Origin of the sequence: Actinomyces sp. S4-C9, assembly GCF_000758775.1 — a bacterium.
GTDB classification, from domain to species: Bacteria; Actinomycetota; Actinomycetes; order Actinomycetales; family Actinomycetaceae; genus Gleimia; species Gleimia europaea.
Genome location: NZ_JRMU01000005.1, coordinates 62,426 through 82,664, shown reverse-complemented (window position 1 = coordinate 82,664; position 20,239 = coordinate 62,426). Strand labels below are relative to the sequence as shown.

Sequence of the window (20,239 nt, the reverse complement as noted above, 5' to 3'; positions counted from 1 at the left end):
CCGGTAGATACCGGGCACCCGATTCAATTGGCGTCGCTACGATTCACGCCACATACATACCGTTACTGCGCGTTCTTCCTCCGAATGACCGTGAGGACTGCTCCTGCTATGAACAGGATCACCGCAGCTGGCCACATGGGCGCTACACCTGTCTTTGGCAGATGCGGAGTAGGCGGAGTGGTCGGCTGTGTGGGTGGCTCCGTGCTCGGCTCCGTGGTTGGAGGAGGCGGAGTCTTGTAGTTCTTAACGTTTACGTTTGCGGGGACGAGGGCAGACACCAAGTTGCCTTCCTTGTCCTCGGCCGTCTGAAGTGGAACCTCAAACGGGATGTACTCATTCAGGATCTCATAATCCTTCGGGGCACTAGTTTCACGGACAAAATATTTGCCCGGCTCCAGGGCAGGTTTTCCAGCGGGCTTGAATGTACCATCCACACCGGTTGCAAACGAACCATCTGCGTTGAAGCCTTCTAGCACAACCTTGCGAACCAGCTTGCTTTCGCAGTTGGCCGGGGCGGTATTGAGCATTTCCTGAAGCTCACTCGGTGAGGACGGGGTGCGCACCGGGCAAACGGTAATCTCTTCCGTATTGGTCAAATCTGGTTCAATACCACAGGGGGATGGTTTATCGTTGACCAGCTGATACAGCTCAAACTTTGCCCCCGCCAGAGCGGTGCCGTCCTCAGCTTGCTTAGAGAGCTTGAACGTGCCCGGATTCTTCTTATAGGTGAAATACATGTGCTGCGTCTCTACGCCCGGCGTCTTGTGATACGACAGCTCGAAGTTTGGCGCCTCGGACTTAACATAACCAGGCATATCCATGCGCCCGTCTTCAAGGATAGGTAGGTCGTTGTCACTTCTTCTGGTGTACTGCCACGTCACGCCAAGGCGGAAATTAAGCGTTGGAGCCATGTCCGGATCAACGGTGTCGTATTTGAACTTCATCGTGGTGCGCACGCCATCACATGGATTAAGTTTCGCTTTGAAACCGAAGTGTGAAAGCCGCGTAACTTCGTTCTCATCGGACCTTATACAGCCATCGCCCGGATCGCCCTGCTTCCAGTTTTCGTCGACCTGGCCGTGGATCCATTCAAAGCTCAGATCGTAGTCAGGGAACGGTCTTTCAGCTGCCTGTGCGGGAGCAGACGAAATGGTATTAAAAACCAAAAGCGTAAACGAATAGCATCGCACTCAGCGTCAGTGCGAGCCCTCATTTTAATACTAAGAATCTTGAATCGGTCAAGGTCTTCACCTTCAAAGTGTTGTGGACACATCTGAAGTAGCTAAGATTCCAGATGATGTCCGCGTACGGATGGGTGCAATAGGACTATATGCCTATGTTTGCGGGAAACAAAGCAAAACGAGAAAAGCGACTCCTTCGAGCCGCTTTAGTGGTGGGCGATACTGGGATCGAACCAGTGACCCCTTCCGTGTCGAGGAAGTGCGCTACCGCTGCGCCAATCGCCCGAGCGGATGACGGGACTCGAACCCGCGACCCTCACCTTGGCAAGGTGATGCTCTACCAACTGAGCCACATCCGCGTAAGTGTCCTTTAATGAACATCGACAAGCTTAACGGACATTCTAGCTTTTGGCAAAACCAACACAACCGCGCCCCAAAACAGCTATATTCTGCGGATTACTCGCGCAAAACTCATCTAGATGCAAAGATAGGTACGGTGATCTTAGTTACGCCCTCTTTAAACATTTGGCTCTGCTCTCTGGGCCTGATCGCGCTCATATCGACGATTCTCATACCGTTTGCATGGCGCGAGCACCGAAAGAATAAAAAGCCAACCAGCGGCGCGACAGTTGTTCCAAGTATGGATGTGCTGGCCCATGAAATACGCACGCCGCTTTCTCTCATCAAAGGGGCGGCTGAGCTCCTTGAATCAGCAGGCCCCCTCACCGAAGAGCAAAAACAGTTCACCAAAACTATCCAAGCCAACGCCGAACATGCCATCACAACCGCAGAAGACTTCCTCACACTTGCCAAACTCGATGCGGGTGAGGGGTACCTTGCACTCGAAAATTTTGACCTGCGCGAGCTTACTCGCGACACTGCCCGAGAGATGCGCTCAATCCACGACTTTCCGATCCTCCTGACCGACTCTGGCGAACCGCTTCCCATCACCGCCGATCCTGCCCTAATAAAACACGTGCTTTGGAACCTCATCAATAACGCTGTGCGTCACGCAGGGGCGGACAGCCAAATCCTTGTTCACACCTACCCCAGCGCGAATAGCAGGTGCATCGAAGTTCGTGACCTCGGCTCCGGAATCAATCCCAGCGAAAGAGACACACTCTTCGTTCCATTCCAGCAACTCGGAGCAAACGGACAAACACCCGCCGGGCAGGGCGCCGGCCTCGGCCTCGCAATCGTCGATAGAATCGTTACACTTCACGGCGGAGAAGTGCTTGTAGATAGCCTGTGGGGGCGCGGAACGTCCATTCACGTTCTCCTCCCAAACACTCCAACGCAGCCGGTTAGGAAGCGCAAATGAAATACCTTGCACTCGTTGTCGATGACGAGAGGCAAATGACAGAAATTGTCAGCTTCGCCCTCGAAACAGCCGGGTTTGACACAGTCACCGCGCACGACGCTGCCCACGCATGGCAACTCTTCCAAAGCCGGCCGGTTAGCCTCGTAATCCTCGACCTCATGCTGCCCGACATTTCCGGAGCAACCCTCGCCAAACGGATTCGAGCGAGCTCGAATGTGCCCATCATTATGCTCACAGCGCTTGGTGACACCGCGCAGCGCGTTGCTGGCCTTGAGGCGGGAGCCGACGACTACATTGCGAAACCGTTTTCGCCCCAAGAACTAATCCTTCGCGCCAAAGCAATCGTTCGCCGTACCATGCCCGCGCCGGCCGAGCCCGTCACCAACGTCGGGCCGGTAATGATCAAAATGGACGCGGTATACGTAAACGGGACGGCGGTGGACCTTTCTGAAATCGAACGAAAACTATTTCGCTGCCTGCTCAATCACCGGGGTGAAGTTGTGCCTGTGCGCACCCTCCTCAACGAAGTGTGGAACACCGCAGCGACTGCGGGAGGGCGCAACATGGTGAAAACCACGGTTTACCGGTTGCGAAAGAAGCTGGAAGCAGCGGGATTACCCGAAAGCACTATCCAATCAGTACGCGGACGCGGCTACACACTGTCTATGTAACAAAGCTGTTACCAAGTGTGACCGTCGCACGCGAAGGTGTTACTCCCCCACAGTCAAACTGGGAACGTAGGCCAAATGGCTAAGTTCAATTCTCGACTGCACATTGGAGTGCCAAATGAACAACTCTTCGATTCCAAAGTGGCTGCGCGCCCCCGCACCGGCAAAGCGCCTACCCCAGGACGTCGTTGACCACATGTACCCCCGCCTTCGACTCCAAGTATTTCTTGGCATTTTCATCGGCTACGCGGGCTTCTACCTAATTCGCAACAACATTTCTGCGGTCGCTCCGCTCCTCATGAAAGATACGGGCATCGACACCGTAGGCATCGGTATCATCGCTAACGCTGTGCTGTTCTCCTACGGCCTGTCCAAGTTCTTCTCGGCGATGCTGTCCGACCGTTCGAACGCGCGCTACTTCCTTCCCCTTGGCCTTGCACTTTCGGCTGTAATGAACCTCCTCGTTGCATTTGCACCGTGGACTACCGCCTCTGTTGGCATCTTCGCAACCGTTATGTTCATCAACGGCTGGTTCCAAGGAATGGGCTGGCCCCCGTGCGGGCGTGTACTCGTTCACTGGTTCTCCACCTCAGAACGTGGCTGGAAAACTTCCCTTTGGAACACCGCCCACAACGTTGGTGGCGCAGCTCTTCCCGCCCTGATCGGTGTTGGTCTTGCCTGGACTTCCAACAGCTGGCAGGCAGCCTTCTGGGTACCGGCCGTCGTTGCCCTTATCGTTGCGGTAATCGCGTTCTTCTTGATCCGCGACACCCCTGAATCAATCGGCCTGCCCCCAATCGAGGAATACCGCGACGACCCGGCTAAGGTCAGCGTAGACGATGGCGTGCGTATGTCCGCGAAGGAACTCATCTTCAAGCACGTTCTCACCAATCACACCATCGTCATGCTTGCGGTTGCGAACGTATTCGTATATTCACTACGCTACGGCGTGCTCTCCTGGATCACTGTGTTCCTCGCCGACAAGCATCACGCCGAGATTGGTTCTGGCCTGGTTGGCTACGCCGTGTTCGAACTCGCTGGCATCCTTGGCACCATCCTTTGTGGCTGGCTATCCGACTCCGTATTTAAGGGCTACCGCTCCGGCACCGGCATTCTGTTCACCATTGCAACTGCAGTCGCCATTGCTGCCTACTGGCTCATGCCGGTTGGCACCCCGATGTGGGTCCTTATCACCCTCGTTGGCCTTATCGGCGGCCTCATCTACGGCCCGGTCATGCTGATCGGCCTCCAGGCAATCGACCTGTCGCCCCGCAACGTTGCAGGCACCGCAGCAGGCTTCACGGGTCTGTTCGGCTATCTGCTTGGCGCTACCCTCGCTTCTACGGGCGTTGGCATCATCGTCCATAAGTTTGGCTGGGACGCCACCTTCATTTGCTTCATTGTTTTCGCCATCATCACCGTGATCTTGTTTGCAATCGTTGGTCGCGACGAGAAGAAGCTAATGGCGCAGCGAACTGCAGGCCACCAGGCCTAGTAGACATCCACCTGGATGAATGGGAATCAAAGTGGGGCGCGGTTTTACCGCGCCCCACTTGGCTACACTTACACCATGCGTATCCGACTCCGCTTGGTGATGGGCGCCCTCATGTGTGCCCTCCTCACTGCGGCGTGCGCGCCGACAAGCGAGCTCATATTCCTGTGTTCTAACGACGAATCTGTATGCGAACAGTGGCGTGCAGATTTTGAACACGACTCGGGTATCTCCACCCGATTTTTGCGCCTACCCACTTCCGAAGCCCTCGCACGTCTAACTTCCACGCGCGGCGAACCTGAGTTCGACATCTGGGTGGGCGGGCCCTCAGACGGCTACGTCCTCGCTAAGGAACGAAACCTCCTACAGCAATACAGGCCAACGGGTTTTGCTACCATCCCTGAGCGGTTTAAAGACGCAGACGCAGCTTGGTTTGGCGTTTACGGATCTCTACTGGCTATTTGCACAAACCCAGAAGTCATCGAAGCAAACGATCTCCCCCGCCCAACGAGTTGGAAAGACTTGGAAGATCCGCGCCTCAAAACATGGATTTCGGCGTCCTCTCCCCTCACTTCAGGTACCGCGTTCACCGCGCTATGGACGCAGGCGAAAATTTTTGGATCCGAGGCGGATGACCACCTCGAAAAGGTTTACGCAAATGTCGCGCGGTTTACCCACTCGGGGACTGCGCCCGCGAGCGTGATTGCGGCGGGGGACGCAGCAGTCGCAATTTCCTTCGCACCCTACTGTGAGCAGCGGTTTGGGTCCGGGGCGCGGCTTGATGTGACGTATCCGAGCGAGGGCACGTTTTACGAAGTTGGTGGCGCTGGACTTCTTGCGGGCACACGCTCCCAAGCTGAGGGTGAGGCAATGTTGGACTGGCTATCGAGCAGGTCTGGCCAGGAAGCCATGGCGAAGGCCGGTATTTCCCAAAGTCCGATTAGTAGGCAGTTGCCGGACAATCTGGAGAGTCTCTTGGCAACGTCGAATGTGAACATCATGGATGCGACTTCAGATGAGGTGGCGCAAGATCGGGCGCGGTGGATGGAATGGGCAGCGAATCATCTGGAGTTTTCGAAATGAGTTGGAGGCGCCTACAAGCTCGCATGCCCGCGATCTTTGACACGATCGCTACCATTATTCTGGTTTCTAGCATGTTGGTTGGTTTTGGCTATCCGGCATTCGTTTTGATTCTTAGTGCTGTAGTAAGCAAGACAAATGTGGCGGGCAACGAAGTGCTGGAACCCGTGTTTTGGTCAGTGCTTGACAGCTCTATAGTTGCTTGTATTGCCACTGTTCTCGCAACTATTTTGACCGCCCTTAACCGATCTTTATCCCGCTCCCTCTCCCGCATTTTTGACGTGATCATTCTTATTCCCGCAACATTTTCCCCATTTGTAATCGGGGCCGCTGTTTGGCGCGGGGTGGGGCGCGGAGGCATTTTGGATCCGGGGTTCTTCCCTCCCTTCTTCGGCCGTCTCGCCGTAATATTTACATTCACTTTGGCTTTGTCGCCCTATGCTTATGCGCTACTGCGCCTATCGACTTTAAGGGTTCCGCTAGCGCTAATTGATATTTGTCGCGTGAACGGAGCTGGCGAATGGAAGATTTTTAGGCACACCGTGTGGCCCAGAATGCGGCGCGGATTACCCCTTGCCTGGCTGGTGGTCTTCATTCTGTCCGTCTCTGATCCGGTGGTTCCCTCCCTTCTGTCATATCCGCATCCAAACGCCTCGCGGGCGGTGTGGACACTGACAACAGCGCTCGGTGACACCGGCGGGGCGGCGCGCATATCCTTGGTTCTGCTGATGACGACTCTCGGGCTTGGAGCTATAGCTTTTCGCGCTTTGGAATCGCGCGACCTGCTGGGCGCGTTTCGCGGTTTCGAACCAGATAGTAACCGCACTTCGTTCTCTCAGCCGGTGGGCTTGGCGCTCTGGCCACGGGTGGCTACGGTAAGTGCCTTGGCCATAGTAACCACGGCTCCAGTGGTATTCATGGTTGCTCGGGCGGGAAAGAACCAGACTTCCTCATCCCCCATGGTGATCACCACTGCGCTTGTTATCTCGCTATTCACGGTTGTCGGTTCTATTGTGATTGCCGGTAGTGGACTTTGGTTGAAAGCTCGCCGGCCCGGCCGCCAGGTGGTTGATATGCTCTTCGGCCTGGCCCTGATGGTTCCCGGTGCCACCACAGGAAGCGCGCTCGGCCTCGCTTACGGGCCCTCCTCGCATCTTGCGGTAAACCTATCCTCAACGGCGCAACCGGTCATGGCGTCACTACTAACCGTCGCAGCCTACCTGACTTTGAGCGCGCCGCTTACCTACGTGAGTGTACGCGCCTACGGCCGAGTGCTCCCCAGGCAGGATTTCGAAACCGCCCTCATGCTTGGTGCAAGCGTTGCGCGGGCGGCTCGAGTGAGCGCGCAAACCTGGTTGCGCCAATCTGTGGCTATGTCCATCACCATCGTGCTTGCCGTTAGCGCTGTGAGTGTTGCCCCCATCATGTGGGTCACTTCTCCATCCACACCGTTGCTCGTACCCTACCTATACCGGCTGATTGACCACGCACAATTTGGGTCCGCCGCCCTCCTCGCCCTCACAATCTCTGCCACCATTTTTCTGTTACTGTTTATTTCATCCCTGCTACTCAGGATTCGCACTAGGAGCCGAGGGAGCCAGTTTTGAAACCCAGCTTGAGCGTGCAAAATCTGAACCTCAACCGTCATGGCCGTAGCGTGCTTCAAGACATCAATCTTGCGGTCCATCCAGGCGAACTTGTTGTTCTCCTTGGCCCCTCCGGCGCGGGCAAATCCACACTTTTGCGAGTCATTAGCGGCCTTACGCGCCCAAGCTCGGGCATGGTGCGCATGGGAGAAAAAGACATTAGCTCTCTGCCGCCCCAGCAGCGTCCCAGCGCCATGGTCATGGACTCGCCCGCACTTTTTGGCCACATGACTGTACAACAAAACATCGCTTTTGCTGTAAATCGCGACCTGTTCGATTCGACTCCTGACGAGCAGGTTCTTGTGGCAATGACGGTGTTGAACATCCGTGACTTGGCAGATCATTACCCGGCAGAGCTTTCCACCGGTCAACGCCAAAAGGTGTCGCTGGCCAGAACCCTGGTGCGCCGGCCGCAAGTACTCCTATTTGATGAGCCACTGGCTCACGTTGACGCATTTTCGGCCAAAACCCTGCGCCGCGAAATCCTACGCGTACACAAACGAATGAACTGCGCGTCCATATACATCACACACGACGTGAAAGAAGCCTTCTCTATCGCAGACCGCATCGTCTACATGAAAGACGGGGCCATCGCGCAAGATGATCTGCCACAAGAGATTCACGACGGGCCCGCGACCCTTTCAATCGCTAAACACCTTGGTGCAACCACGATCATTTCCACCTTAGCGAATACGAAGAGACTAGTTTCCGGTGAGGTGGTGGCGAGCGCGCATGTTCTTGGCAACGACCTGACCATCGCCGCATCGCCTAACATCGACGAGGGGGAGGGCGTGCCGATCGTCATCGTCGGATACCCCGACTCGGTAGATATCCAGCCTGCCAAGTCTGCCTCCCGATTTCCTATCCGCGGCAACATCGGACAGATAGTTCAAAGCACATACACGGGCGAAACCTACCGGCTTCGCATAGAAACCGAACGCGGGGCGATCAGCGCCGATGTTCGAGCCAACGAGCTTGCCGGTAGCGAAGGAGATCGTGTCAGTATCACGCTACGCGAGGATCTACTTTGGGCATTACCTGCCCAAAACTAGCGGCCATCGCCTTGGCCGCATCAAATACGATTTATGCAACAAAATAAACAAAGCTTCGCCATCGCATGGTTTGATGCCTAAGAATATGACACGCTAGAAGCATGCAAATTTGGCCTGGAGAACCCTACCCGCTCGGCGCAACGTTCGACGGTACGGGAACGAACTTCGCAGTATTTTCTTCTGTGGCAGACTCGGTAGAGCTCTGCCTGCTAGACGAAGACCGCAATGAACAACGTATCGCGCTTACCGAAGTAGACGCCCACGTGTGGCACGCCTACCTGCCCGGCATACTGCCCGGCCAGCGCTACGGCTACCGCGTATATGGACCCTACGACCCCGAGAATGGGCACCGGTGCGACCCCACCAAACTTCTACTTGACCCATACGCCAAAGCGATCGACGGGCAGGTAACCACCTCGGAATCCCTTTACTCATACAAGTTTGAGGATCCGGATGAGCGAAACGAAACAGATTCGATTGCAGACACCATGGTCTCAATCGTTATTAACCCATTTTTTGATTGGGGTCACGATCGCCCACCAAACCACGAGTACCACAACACGGTCATCTACGAGGCCCATGTAAAAGGTATGACGGCACGTCACCCTGATATTCCAAACGAAATTAGAGGCACGTACGCCGGCATGGCTCATCCCGCAGTCATTGAACACCTCACGCAGCTTGGCATCACCGCAGTGGAGCTCATGCCGGTCCACCAGTTTGTAAACGATCCGCACCTGCAAGAAAAAGGGTTGTCGAACTACTGGGGATACAACACCATCGGGTTCTTCTCTCCCCACAACGCCTACGCCACTCAAGGGGGTGGCCAGCAGGTGCAAGAGTTCAAACAAATGGTCAAGGCCTACCACGAAGCCGGTATCGAAGTAATCCTCGACGTTGTGTACAACCACACCGCTGAGGGCAACCATATGGGCCCAACCCTGTCATTCCGCGGCCTCGACAATGCCGCTTACTACCGCCTCGTTGACGAGGATAAACGGCACTACTTCGACACGACGGGCACTGGCAACTCGCTTTTAATGAACTCTCCCCACGTGTTGCAGCTAATCATGGATTCGCTACGGTACTGGGTAACCGAAATGCATGTGGACGGCTTCCGCTTTGACCTTGCCTCCACTCTCGCACGGCAATTCCACGAGGTGGATCGCCTTTCCGCTTTCTTCGACCTCATTCACCAAGATCCCATCGTCTCGCAGGTCAAACTCATCGCAGAACCGTGGGACGTGGGCGTTGGAGGCTACCAGGTGGGCGGATTCCCTCCCCTGTGGTCCGAATGGAATGGCCAGTACCGCGACACCGTCCGCGACTTCTGGCGCGGCGAATTCTCTTCCCTGCCGGCATTCGCCTCCCGCCTTTCCGGTTCGGCTGATCTCTACGAGCATTCTGGCCGCCTGCCGATGGCATCAATTAACTTCGTAACCGCCCACGACGGCTTCACCATGCGCGACCTCGTCACATACAACGACAAGCACAACGAAGCCAACGGTGAGGGCGGGCGCGACGGCGAATCGAACAACCGGTCATGGAACCATGGAGCCGAGGGGCCCACCGATGACCCCGAGATCATCAACTTGCGGCTGCGCCAACAGCGCAACTTCCTCACCACTCTCGCAGTCTCGCAGGGGGTGCCCATGATTTCGCACGGCGATGAGATGGGGCGCACCCAAGGTGGCAACAACAACACGTATTGCCAAGACAACGAGATCTCGTGGGTGGACTGGGAACTCGACCCCGAGCAAAAGGAGCTACTAGCTTTCGCGAACCGCGTGATTGCACTGCGCCATGATCATCCCGTGTTCAGGCGGAGGCGCTTCTACAAAGGGCTAGCCAAACGCGGCGGCGAATCCGACCTTGGTGAAATCGAGTGGTTCAACTCGAGCGGCCACCACATGACAGAAGAGGAATGGGACCAGGCGTGGGCGCGCTCCACCATGATCTTCCTCAACGGCCTCGCAATCAATGAACCTGACGAGCGGGGCCGGGAAATCATCGACGATGATTTCATTCTTTGTTTTAACGCCTCTCCCGAGGACATTGACTTCACCCTTCCCAAACAAACCTACGGGAAAACCTGGAGCACAGTCCTTAACACGGCTGATGACTTGGACGAGTCGAAACATGACGCCAGCGCTAAGGTGAATGTGACGGCCAGGTCGATACTCATACTTAGGAGCCCGCGAGGTAACGAAGATGAATAATCCACACCCCCACCTTCCAGCGGAAGGAAAATGCACCCCCATATCCACGTATCGCCTCCAGGTGAACGAGAACTTCCCCTTCAGCGCGGCCGAGGAGGTGCTTCCCTACCTGGTTGATCTAGGGGTAACGGACGTCTATCTTTCGCCCATCCTGCAGGCGGCGCCCGGCAGCCTGCACGGTTATGACGTGGTGGACCACACCCACATTTCAGTGCAGCTCGGCGGATTGGAAGCTTTTAAAGCGTTTTCTGATCGCGCTCACGAACTGGGGCTGCACGTCATCGTTGACATTGTTCCAAACCATATGGCCGTGCCCACACCCGTATGGCACAACAAAGCCATGTGGTCCGTGCTTAAACACGGCGCCGAGTCAGGCTACGCGAACTGGTTCGACGTTGACCTCGACTCCCCCATACTGATGCCTGTCCTTGGTAAACGCATTGGCCAGGTACTGGCAGACCAAGAGATCCAACTTGAAAAAATGGTGGTCCCCACAGAGCCTCAATACGGCGAGCAGTGGGTTCTCACATACTACGAGCACGTGTTCCCCGTAGCCAAAGGCACCGAATCACTTCCCCTCTCGGTGCTCATCGAACGCCAGCACTACCGCCTGGCGCATTGGAAGGTAGCCGACGAAGAGCTGAACTACCGCAGATTCTTTGACGTGGGCACACTAGCTGGCCTGCGCATAGAGCAAGAGGAAGTATTCCAAGCCACCCACGCGCTAATCCTCAACCTGGTCCAAACCGGGTACATCGATGGTCTGCGGGTAGATCACCCAGATGGCCTCGCAAACCCAACCGAATATTTCAAACGGCTGCACGAGGCCACGGGCGGCCAGTGGATTGTTGCCGAAAAGATTCTTGAAGGCGACGAAGATCTGCCCTCCAACTGGCCCGTGGCTGGCACCACCGGCTATGACACGGCGTGGCGACTACACGCGCTTCTCACCGAGCCAGCCGGCGCTATGCCACTTGGAGCGATCATGCAGAACATTGCCGGCGACTCACCTTCCTCACTTCCATCGATCATTCGCGCGGCTAAAGCGCAGATCATTGACACCTCGCTAGCGGCAGAAGTTCGCCGGGTTGGCACTCTAATCTGGCAGATTTGTCAGGAAGACATTCGTCTACGCGACTACACGTTCCGCTCCCTCATCGATTGTCTGCGTGAACTCGTAATCGAGTTTGACCGCTACCGCGCTTACGTGGCCGCGCTCGAACCCGTTTCCGATGCGACGCGCGCGGTTGTTGAAGACGCTGCTGCGCGTGCCCGCACCCGACTCGATGATGATCTAGATGACGCAATGGACGTTATCGTTGCCCTCGTTCTTGGTGACGAGGTTGGCTCCGCTGGCCTAGACGTAAGCGATGAGCGGCGCCGCGAAGTGATGGTACGTTTCCAACAAATCTGCGGAGCCGTACAAGCTAAGGGCGTTGAAGATACTGCCTTCTACCGCTGGACCCACATGACGTCCCTTAATGAGGTGGGGTCTACGCCCGAGGTATTTAGCCTTGACATTGACCGTTTCCACGCCTTTGAGTCCAAACTCCAAAGCAACTGGACGGCAACCATGACGTGCGGCACAACGCACGACACTAAGAGGGGCGAGGATGTGCGCGCCCGCATTTCGCTGCTTTCGCAGCGCTCCAAAGACTGGGCTAGCCTGCTGAACGAAATGCGCGCCCTTTCGCGCGAGTACCGCCCTGCCCATGTTGATGGACGCGCGGAAAACCTCATGTGGCAAACGATTGTGGGCACGTGGGGAGCAACCGATCGGATCACCGCGGATAGGCTGACCGGATATCTCACCAAAGCGATTCGGGAACAAAAAGAGTGGACCTCGTGGACCAGCTCCGATGAGCGCCGCGAACAGGAGTTCTTGAAATACGCCTGCGCAATCATTTCTGATCCGCAGATCATTGAGCTTTTAGACGAGTGGTGTGAGTCCAACACGGACTTACTGCGCTCGGTCATCCTCCCGATGAAAGCGTTGCAACTAACTTTGCCAGGCGTTGCCGACGTTTACCAGGGCACTGAGATCACCGCGACTTCCCTTGTGGATCCTGACAATCGTCGACCGGTAGACTTCCCGGGGCTCGCACAAATGCTGGACAAGGTTTTTGCCTCGTCCCCGCAGAACCTAGATGAAGAAAAGATGCTAATCACCGCATCACTACTACGCCTGCGCCGAGACCTGCCTAGCGTTTTCGTATCCAAGGACTCGGGATACCAGGCGCTTCCCACATCGTCAGGCCACTGCGTCGCGTTTGCCCGTACGCTCGCTGGCGAGCCGCGTGTAGTCACGGTTGCAACCAGGCGGAAAGCCGCCCTCGATGAGATCGGCGGTTGGGACGAAGTCTCGGTGGTTCTGCCCGATGGATCGTGGCAAGACGTATTCACCGGCGAGGTTTTCCAGGGCGGAGCGACACCGGCTACGGATCTGCTCGACACTTTCCCGGTATCCGTACTCAAGAAGATTGAGGAAAGCTAAACCGTGAGCATATCGAAGAATATTGAGGATACTCCTGGCCGCGGCCTTGTTCCGGTATGGTCCTCAACTGCTAAGTCAATCAGGTTGGAGTACGAGTTCCAGGGTACCCACTCACTGGAAATGGAAAATCACGCGGGATGGTGGACCAGCCCCTCCCCACTTCCTCTTGGGGCTAAGTATCGCTACAGCGTGGACGGCGGCGCGCCCGTTGCTGATCCTCGCGCTCTACGCCGCCCGAATGGCGTGCACGGACCGGCGCAAACGTGGGAGCCACCCAAGCTTAAACCCTTTGATGCCGGCGATCTGCTTGGAAAAGTGTTCATGGAGATCCATGTCGGCACGTTTACATCCGAGGGAACGCTCCAAGCAGCGGCGCAAAAACTACCGCACCTGGCCGACCTCGGCGTGCAGGTAGTGGAGGTTATGCCCGTTGCGCCTTTCCCCGGCACGTTCGGATGGGGCTATGACGGGGTGAGTTTGTACGGAGTACATGAGGCGTATGGTGGCCCGGATGGCTTTGTGCACTTTGTTGAGGTAGCGCATGACCTTGGCATCGCGGTGTGTTTAGACCTGGTTTTGAACCACTTTGGGCCGGTTGGAAACTACATTGCTTCGCTCGACAACTACTATTCGAGCAAGCACGAGACACCGTGGGGCGCTGCGCTTGATCTTGACGGACAGAACGCCGCCCACACGCGCGCGTTCTTGAAGGGTGCAGCTTTGCACTGGCTACGAGACATGGGTGTGGACGCCCTGCGTCTAGATGCCGTGCACGCGCTGGATGACGATTCCGACTACCACTTCCTAGCTGAACTTTCCGATGCCGTAGCCAAGTTGGAGAGCCAAACTGGCCGCACGCTCACGCTGATTGCAGAGTCTGACCTGAATGACCCAATCATGGTTACCCCCACCGACATGGGCGGCCGAGGCATGGACGCGCAGTGGGATGACGACGTGCACCACGCCCTCCACGCCGCGTTCACAGGGGAAACACACGGATACTACGCCGACTTCGAGCCTCGCGAGGCTCTCATGGCAGCATTCGAGGACGTCTTCTTTCACGCTGGCACGTACTCCTCGTTCCGAGGAAAAGTCTGGGGCGCTCCCGTCCCCAAAGACATGGACCGGCGCCGGTTTGTCATTTCCTCGCAAAACCACGACCAGGTGGGTAATCGAGCGATAGGCGACCGCCCGTCAGAGGCGCTCTCAGATGCGCAACTAGGTTCGGTTGCTGCGCTGGTTTTGCTCTCCTCGTTCACACCAATGCTTTTCCAGGGTGAAGAGTGGGCTTCACGCGGACCGTTCCTGTTCTTCTCAGATCAAGAGGGCGACGAAGACATGGCTCGCGCTATGCGCGAAGGACGCCGCGCCGAGTTTGCATCGCACGGCTTTGACTCGATATACGGCCGCAAAGTTACGGTCCCTGATCCCACTGCCCGCTCCACGTTTGAAACATCGAAACTGGACTGGGAAACCGCGCAATCCGAGTCTGGCGCGCGGATGCTCGCGTGGTACAAGAAGCTCATTCAGATTCGCAAGGAAGAAGCCACCGGTGGCAAACCCATGCGAGTGAGCTTCGAAAAAGACCTGTTGCGGATGAGTAGCGGGAGTCTCGAAGTGTTAGTAAACATGGGCACTAGCCCGGCTCGTCCTGCCGTGAGCCAGGAGCAACGCTTCGTCTTGAGCTGGTCCGGTAACGCGGGCGATCTGCAACCCGGAGAAGCCGCGATATACAAGAGCTAGATACTTGCTTGAGCTGCACTCGCTGGCTCGCGATAGCTCAAAACTAAAGATGCCCTGCGTACAACCTGCGCGGGGCATCTTTACAAGCAATGACGTCGCCTATTTAGAGCTCGGTTGGGGGGAACTTTTCAAACACCTGTGCCAGGTGCAGATCCCTACCAGCTAGGAATACCGCGCGCTTTAGCGAACGATCCTTCGGATTCTTCAACGGGTTAAACAGGTGCTCACGCGCCAGCTTCTTCATGCGCTGGGAAAGCTCTGGGTCGTCGCACCACTTGGTGGCAACGCGAACTGGGACGAGAGCGTACAGGGCCTCACGCGCGCCAACTTTCAACTCGCTGTCTTTGCCAAACACGAGGTCTTCAATCAAGACGCTCATGGGGTTCACTCCCCCGGCAAAAACATAGCCTGAGTTGCGGCCAATTCGTGGGTTTACCTCGAGGAAATAGGCAACCCCATCGCGCGGATCGATCTTGATGTCAAAGTTTGCGAACCCCTGATAATCAACATTTTCGAAGAAGGTCTTCACCTGATTGAACAGGGCTTCGTTGGGGCCGGTTACCATCGCCACGGGGTTGCCTACCAGGCTGGGACGGTGGTCTTGCAGGCCGACGTGTGCGTGTACGAGCATAACCAGCTTGCCCTTAGTGTTCACGTACGCGGTGATGGAGCGGATCTGACTGTCACCGCCAGGAATGTACTCTTCGATTACAAAATCGCCGGTGTACCCATAGCTTTCCAGCTGGGACAAGAAATCATCCAGCTGGGCAGGCGTGTCGAAATAGTAGACCTTGTGTTTATCTGGCATCTCCAGCAGGTCAAACTCGGCGGAAAGAGCAGGCTTAGCTACAACCGGGTAGTTCAGATCAACGCCGCGCGCGGACGCTTTAACCGTTGCAAAACGCGCGGTGGAGATGCCGGCTGCCTCGCAAATCTTCTTAAACGAGGCCTTATCAGACACGGCCGCGAGCGTTTGGCTTGAGGGCAGCGCAACCTTGTAGCCCTCGGGCAGGCGGTCTCGCACCTCCACGAGGTTTGCGATCTGCGCATCAGAGTTCGTCATGAGGATCAGGGGACGCTGCGAGTACTTATTGGCAACGTGTTCCAAAACCACTAGCACGCCACTGTTTGTAGTGGCATCTTCCACGGGCACCCAGTCGATGAAGTTTGAGTAGGTTACGGCCTTAGAGGGTGCGGCGGAAATGCATACGACGCGCGTGTCATAGGCGTCATTAAACTGGCGGGCAAGCGCGTAGGCTTCGATACCTCCGCCAAGAATCACCGGCAGACCTTCAAATCGGCCAATATCTGCATTGTTTGCGTCCACTGCGCACTCCTTCAAACAGCTGGCTTAACTCCATCAAGTTTAATGCAACATGTGCTTGGCCTGCGTTTGTACACCGGTAGGCCCGAGATTGACGCGCGAAGTAACATTTTGCACCTGTCCGCCATGCTCTTTCACCTACCTGGGCGCGCCGTAGCGGAAAAGCTCCGTAGTGCTCGGTAGCCTGAATGTGTGTTAGCCGAAGTAAGCGCATCTGGGCGCGTGTCGCCTCCGCAAGAGTTCGTTGAGGCCCTTCTCAGCTTGCGTTCCGCCCCGCCCGAACCCGGCATTGAGTTACAAGAGGTACCCGCTCCTCGTAAAATCGCCCCGTATGCGGCTGCACTTAGAGCCTTCACAGAGGCCGAGGAAGACGAGCTTCCCGTAGCAACAGGCCGTTTTGTGGTGCTGTTTGACCCTGATGGGCAGCCGGGCTGGAACTCCCGGTTTCGCATAATCATGCATGCGCGCTCACAGGTGGAGCCCGAGATGGGCAGCGATCCTTTGCTTGGTGAAGTTGTGTGGAGTTGGGCCCACGACGCCCTCGACGATGCTGGAGCGAACGCGCACAACATGAACGGCACGGTTACGCGCGAATTATCTGACACTTTTGGCGGCCTGAAGCTATCCGGTTCCGAGGTAGAGATAGAAATGCGCGCCTCTTGGTCGCCCGCAACAAACGACCTTGGCCCGCACATGGCGGCCTGGTTAAAACTGATTGCCCGCATGGCCGGAACTTACATAGATGACGATCACGCTTTTGCGATAGAACCGATACCGCATGCCTGACCGTCCGCAACCTATCGAGAACATGACCGATTCTGAACCCACCCTGATAGTGCACCCGCACGAAGGCACGCCTGACCCAACCGATACGCCAGAAGCCCTTAACCGCGCGATCAAGAAACTCGCAAGTTCCACTATGCCCGTGGCAATTGACGTGGAGAGAGCCTCCGGCTTCCGCTACTCAGACCGCGCCTACTTAATCCAGATTCGACGTGAGGACGCGGGTACCTTCCTCATCGACGCCGACGCGCTCCCCCACTTGCACTCTTTGGGCGAAGCACTGCAAAATGCTGTGTGGATCCTGCACGCAGCAGACCAGGATTTGCCAAGCCTGCGCGGCGCAAACCTGCACGCTCCAGAGCTTTTTGATACCGAGGTGGCAGCGCAACTATTGGGGTTTGAGCGTATTGGGCTCGCCGCTGTGTTGGAACAAACCCTGGGCGTAACACTCGATAAGGAGCATCAAGCTTCTGATTGGTCTAACCGTCCACTGCCCCGAAGCTGGTTGCGTTACGCCGCGCTGGATGTGGAATTTTTAACTCAGCTATACAGGGTGCTCAGCCGCGAACTGTATGATGCCGGCCGCTGGGATTGGGCAGAGCAGGAATTCGCGCACATTTTGAGTAGAGAGCCTAAACCAGCGGATCCGAACAAGTGGCGTTCGATTCCCGGCGCAGGCAAAATCCGCACGCGCCGCCAGTTGGCGATTTTACAGCAGCTTTGGAGAGCACGCGAGGCCATTGCGAGGGAGCAAGATATTGCCCCAACTCGCTTGATCAGCAACCGCACGCTCGTGTCTTTAGCATTCAAACCTCCGCGAAATAAGCGGGCTCTGCTAAGCATTCAAGAAATGCGCCGCCCGCGCACCCGCAGCCACACCGATGAGTGGATCCGCGCAATCAGACACGCAAAATGCATGTCCGAAACCGATTTGCCACCACTACGTAAGCCCGTTGCGCCGGGAACGCTACCGAAAGTGTCTGGATGGCGATCTGCACACCCCGATGAGCTTGCACGCCTTAAAACGATCCGTCGGGCCATTGAGCCGCTCGCTAAAGAGCTAGGCATAGATCCCGCTGTTTTGTTAGAACCTCGGGTGCAAAAGCGTTTAGCCTGGGACGGCCCGGTCCTTCGCCCGGACGAAATGCGAGAGTACCTACGCCGCCGCGGCGCACGCGCGTGGCAGATTGAACGCGTTGCAGGCGCGCTGGTGAAAGCTACCAACTAGGTCCTGTACTACGGACTCGTATACAAGGTGTCTAAGAAGACGGCGAATGCAGTTAAGCCGAGGTAGCAACTAATCGGTATCTGCTCCCGCTATGAAAGCTTGTTCAGCTCCTGCAGGATCTCGCTTGCCGAATGCTTAGGATCCAGGTGAATATCCTCGATTATCTGATCTCGTTTGGCATGGTCGAGAAACTGTTTTGGTACGCCACGGGCCATGACTGGCGTGTATCTGCCCGCCCGTGCGAGCGCTTCGCGCACCGCGGAACCAAACCCGCCCTCCTGCAGACCATCCTCGAACGTAACAACCAGTTGCGCATTCGCGATCTGTTCCACCAGGTCAGCGCTGACCGGCAGTAGCCAGCGCGGGTCAATGACGGTTGTTGCTACGCCCGCGTCATCAAGCATTCGCGCAACTTCTAACCCATTCTTCACAAGCGCACCCGTAGCGAGGATCACGACCTGAGCCTGATCACCTTCACGCAGAACATCACCCCACGGATGGCGCGAAATAGCTGGAATCGGGTCCGGTAGAGCACCCTTTGCGTAGCGAACTACCGTGGGCGCATCATCTACCTCAACGGCCTCGCGAAGAGCGAGGCGCAAAGTCTCCTCATCGCGCGGCGCATTCAGACGCAGGCCGGGAACAATAGAGAGCATTGCGATGTCCCACATGCCGTTGTGAGAAGCGCCGTCATCACCCGTGATTCCTGCACGATCAAGCACAAAAGTGACGCCTGCCTTATGCAGAGCTACGTCCATAAGCACCTGGTCAAACGCACGGTTCAAGAACGTGGCATAAACCGCGAATACCGGGTGCGCGCCAGCAAAAGCCATACCGGCAGCGGAAGTAACCGCGTGCTGTTCCGCAATGCCTACGTCAATGACGCGATCGGGGAACTCCTCATGCATTGGCAACAGACCAACCGGCGCCATCATCGCTGCAGTGATCGCTACGACCTTCGGATTTTCCCGTGCGATCTTCACGATCTCATCCGCAAACACTGCCGTCCATCCAAATCGCGAGGGAGCTACCGGCAACCCCGTCTCAGGGTGGATCTTCCCTACCGCATGGAACCGGTCAGCAACGTCCTCCTCTGCGGGAACATAGCCGCGGCCCTTATTGGTGATTACGTGCACCAAAATGGGTTGTTTTGCCGCTTTGGCGCGAGTGAGGGCAAACTCGAGCGCCACCTCGTCGTGTCCGTCGAACGGGCCGATGTATTTAATGCCGAGGTCCGCGAACATTATGCCCGCGCTAATCGCGTCACGCATGCCCTCCTTCATGCCGTGAAGAGCATCGAACGCCATCTCCCCGGGACGTCCGTGCGACAGGAGCTTCTTCTTGCCCCACGCCAATGCCTTCTCATATCCCTCTGACACGCGCAGCGCATCCAGGTGGTGTGCGAGGCCTCCAATGGTGGGCGCGTAGGAACGCCCGTTGTCGTTCACAATAATTACGAGGTTGCCATCCGCATGGTCACCGATATTGTTAATCGCTTCCCACGCCAGGCCGCCCGTCAAAGCGCCGTCACCGATAACTGCAACCACGTGGTCTTCACGACCGGTGCGCTGGTATTCGCGTAGCACACCTTCCGCCCACGACAGCGCGGTTGAAGCGTGCGAGTTTTCTACCACGTCGTGAGGCGACTCCGTCCTCGACGGATATCCAGATAGGCCCCCTTCTTGGCGCAACTTTGAAAAATCCGTGCGCCCCGTCAAGAGCTTATGAACGTACGCCTGGTGGCCCGTGTCAAAAATAATCGTGTCGCGTGGTGAATCAAACACGCGGTGAATCGCCAGCGTCAGTTCGACCACACCTAGGTTTGGGCCCAGGTGGCCACCCGTGCGGGAAACGGACTGCACCAAATACTCGCGAATTTCGCCAGCCAGCACTTCTAAATCGGCAGAAGTGAGGTCCTTCAAATCCGAAGGCTGCTTAATGGAAGCTAAAAGTCTTCCGGGTTTAGGGGCTGGCTTTTCACTCATGAGCACCATCTTAATGGGCAAAG

14 protein-coding genes and 2 tRNA genes are annotated in these 20,239 nt (G+C 56.6%); 11 read left to right on the top strand and 5 right to left on the bottom strand.

What is annotated here, in order from left to right; genetic code table 11:
- Positions 1-62 precede the first annotated feature (62 nt).
- The 3 genes from HMPREF1628_RS02715 to HMPREF1628_RS02705 all read right to left on the bottom strand — a co-directional run bounded on the left by HMPREF1628_RS02715 (position 63) and on the right by HMPREF1628_RS02705 (position 1,540).
- On the bottom strand, positions 63-1,166 hold the full coding sequence (locus tag HMPREF1628_RS02715) for a prealbumin-like fold domain-containing protein (protein ID WP_156956849.1): 1,104 nt from the start codon (positions 1,164-1,166) through the stop codon (positions 63-65).
- Between the two features lie 225 nt (positions 1,167-1,391).
- Positions 1,392-1,466: transfer RNA gene (locus tag HMPREF1628_RS02710), tRNA-Val, on the bottom strand.
- A gap of 1 nt (position 1,467) precedes the next feature.
- Positions 1,468-1,540 (bottom strand) — tRNA-Gly (locus tag HMPREF1628_RS02705).
- 287 nt (positions 1,541-1,827) lie between these two features.
- On the opposite strand from HMPREF1628_RS02705, the gene HMPREF1628_RS02700 reads away from it, so the two are divergent.
- The 9 genes from HMPREF1628_RS02700 to treZ all read left to right on the top strand — a co-directional run bounded on the left by HMPREF1628_RS02700 (position 1,828) and on the right by treZ (position 14,896).
- Positions 1,828-2,502 carry a sensor histidine kinase gene (locus tag HMPREF1628_RS02700; RefSeq protein WP_198030390.1) on the top strand — a complete coding sequence of 225 codons (675 nt, stop codon included), beginning with the start codon at positions 1,828-1,830 and terminating at the stop codon, positions 2,500-2,502.
- Positions 2,499-3,173, top strand: a complete 675-nt coding sequence (locus HMPREF1628_RS02695) for a response regulator transcription factor (RefSeq protein WP_034507501.1) — start codon at positions 2,499-2,501, stop codon at positions 3,171-3,173. Before HMPREF1628_RS02700 ends, HMPREF1628_RS02695 begins: the two co-directional genes overlap by 4 nt.
- Before the next feature lie 115 nt (positions 3,174-3,288).
- Entirely contained in the window at positions 3,289-4,665 is a 1,377-nt protein-coding gene (locus HMPREF1628_RS02690) for an MFS transporter (protein ID WP_034507499.1), read from the top strand.
- Positions 4,666-4,740: 75 nt separating this feature from the next.
- A complete protein-coding gene (locus HMPREF1628_RS08605) occupies positions 4,741-5,745 on the top strand; it encodes an extracellular solute-binding protein (RefSeq protein ID WP_198030389.1) in 1,005 nt (334 codons plus the stop codon).
- On the top strand, positions 5,742-7,349 hold the full coding sequence (locus HMPREF1628_RS02680) for an ABC transporter permease (protein WP_034507496.1): 1,608 nt from the start codon (positions 5,742-5,744) through the stop codon (positions 7,347-7,349). Before HMPREF1628_RS08605 ends, HMPREF1628_RS02680 begins: the two co-directional genes overlap by 4 nt.
- 14 nt (positions 7,350-7,363) lie before the next feature.
- Positions 7,364-8,440, top strand: a complete 1,077-nt coding sequence (locus HMPREF1628_RS02675) for an ABC transporter ATP-binding protein (protein ID WP_052038806.1) — start codon at positions 7,364-7,366, stop codon at positions 8,438-8,440.
- 101 nt (positions 8,441-8,541) lie between these two features.
- Positions 8,542-10,659, top strand: a complete 2,118-nt coding sequence (gene glgX / locus HMPREF1628_RS02670; RefSeq protein WP_034507490.1) for a glycogen debranching protein GlgX — start codon at positions 8,542-8,544, stop codon at positions 10,657-10,659.
- Positions 10,652-13,153: a malto-oligosyltrehalose synthase gene (gene treY, locus HMPREF1628_RS02665; protein WP_034507488.1), complete on the top strand. Its 2,502-nt coding sequence runs from the start codon at positions 10,652-10,654 to the stop codon at positions 13,151-13,153. The genes glgX and treY overlap by 8 nt, the downstream gene beginning before the upstream one ends.
- A 3-nt stretch (positions 13,154-13,156) precedes the next feature.
- Positions 13,157-14,896 (top strand): malto-oligosyltrehalose trehalohydrolase, encoded by a 1,740-nt coding sequence (gene treZ / locus HMPREF1628_RS02660; RefSeq protein ID WP_052038805.1) that lies wholly within the window; start codon positions 13,157-13,159, stop codon positions 14,894-14,896.
- A gap of 103 nt (positions 14,897-14,999) precedes the next feature.
- Here the strand turns inward: treZ and HMPREF1628_RS02655 are convergent, their stop codons facing one another.
- A complete protein-coding gene (locus HMPREF1628_RS02655; protein WP_052038804.1) occupies positions 15,000-16,223 on the bottom strand; it encodes a carboxylate--amine ligase in 1,224 nt (407 codons plus the stop codon).
- A 189-nt stretch (positions 16,224-16,412) separates the two neighbouring features.
- Between HMPREF1628_RS02655 and HMPREF1628_RS02650 the strand changes: the two genes are divergently transcribed.
- Both HMPREF1628_RS02650 and HMPREF1628_RS02645 read left to right on the top strand, forming a co-directional pair.
- On the top strand, positions 16,413-17,006 hold the full coding sequence (locus tag HMPREF1628_RS02650; protein WP_052038803.1) for a DUF3000 domain-containing protein: 594 nt from the start codon (positions 16,413-16,415) through the stop codon (positions 17,004-17,006).
- Positions 16,999-18,231 carry a ribonuclease D gene (locus tag HMPREF1628_RS02645; RefSeq protein ID WP_052038802.1) on the top strand — a complete coding sequence of 411 codons (1,233 nt, stop codon included), beginning with the start codon at positions 16,999-17,001 and terminating at the stop codon, positions 18,229-18,231. Before HMPREF1628_RS02650 ends, HMPREF1628_RS02645 begins: the two co-directional genes overlap by 8 nt.
- Before the next feature lie 89 nt (positions 18,232-18,320).
- Here HMPREF1628_RS02645 and dxs read toward each other — a convergent pair whose 3' ends face one another.
- Complete coding sequence (gene dxs, locus HMPREF1628_RS02640) at positions 18,321-20,225, bottom strand: 1-deoxy-D-xylulose-5-phosphate synthase (RefSeq protein ID WP_052038801.1); 1,905 nt, start codon at positions 20,223-20,225, stop codon at positions 18,321-18,323.
- Between the last annotated feature and the right edge of the window lie 14 nt (positions 20,226-20,239).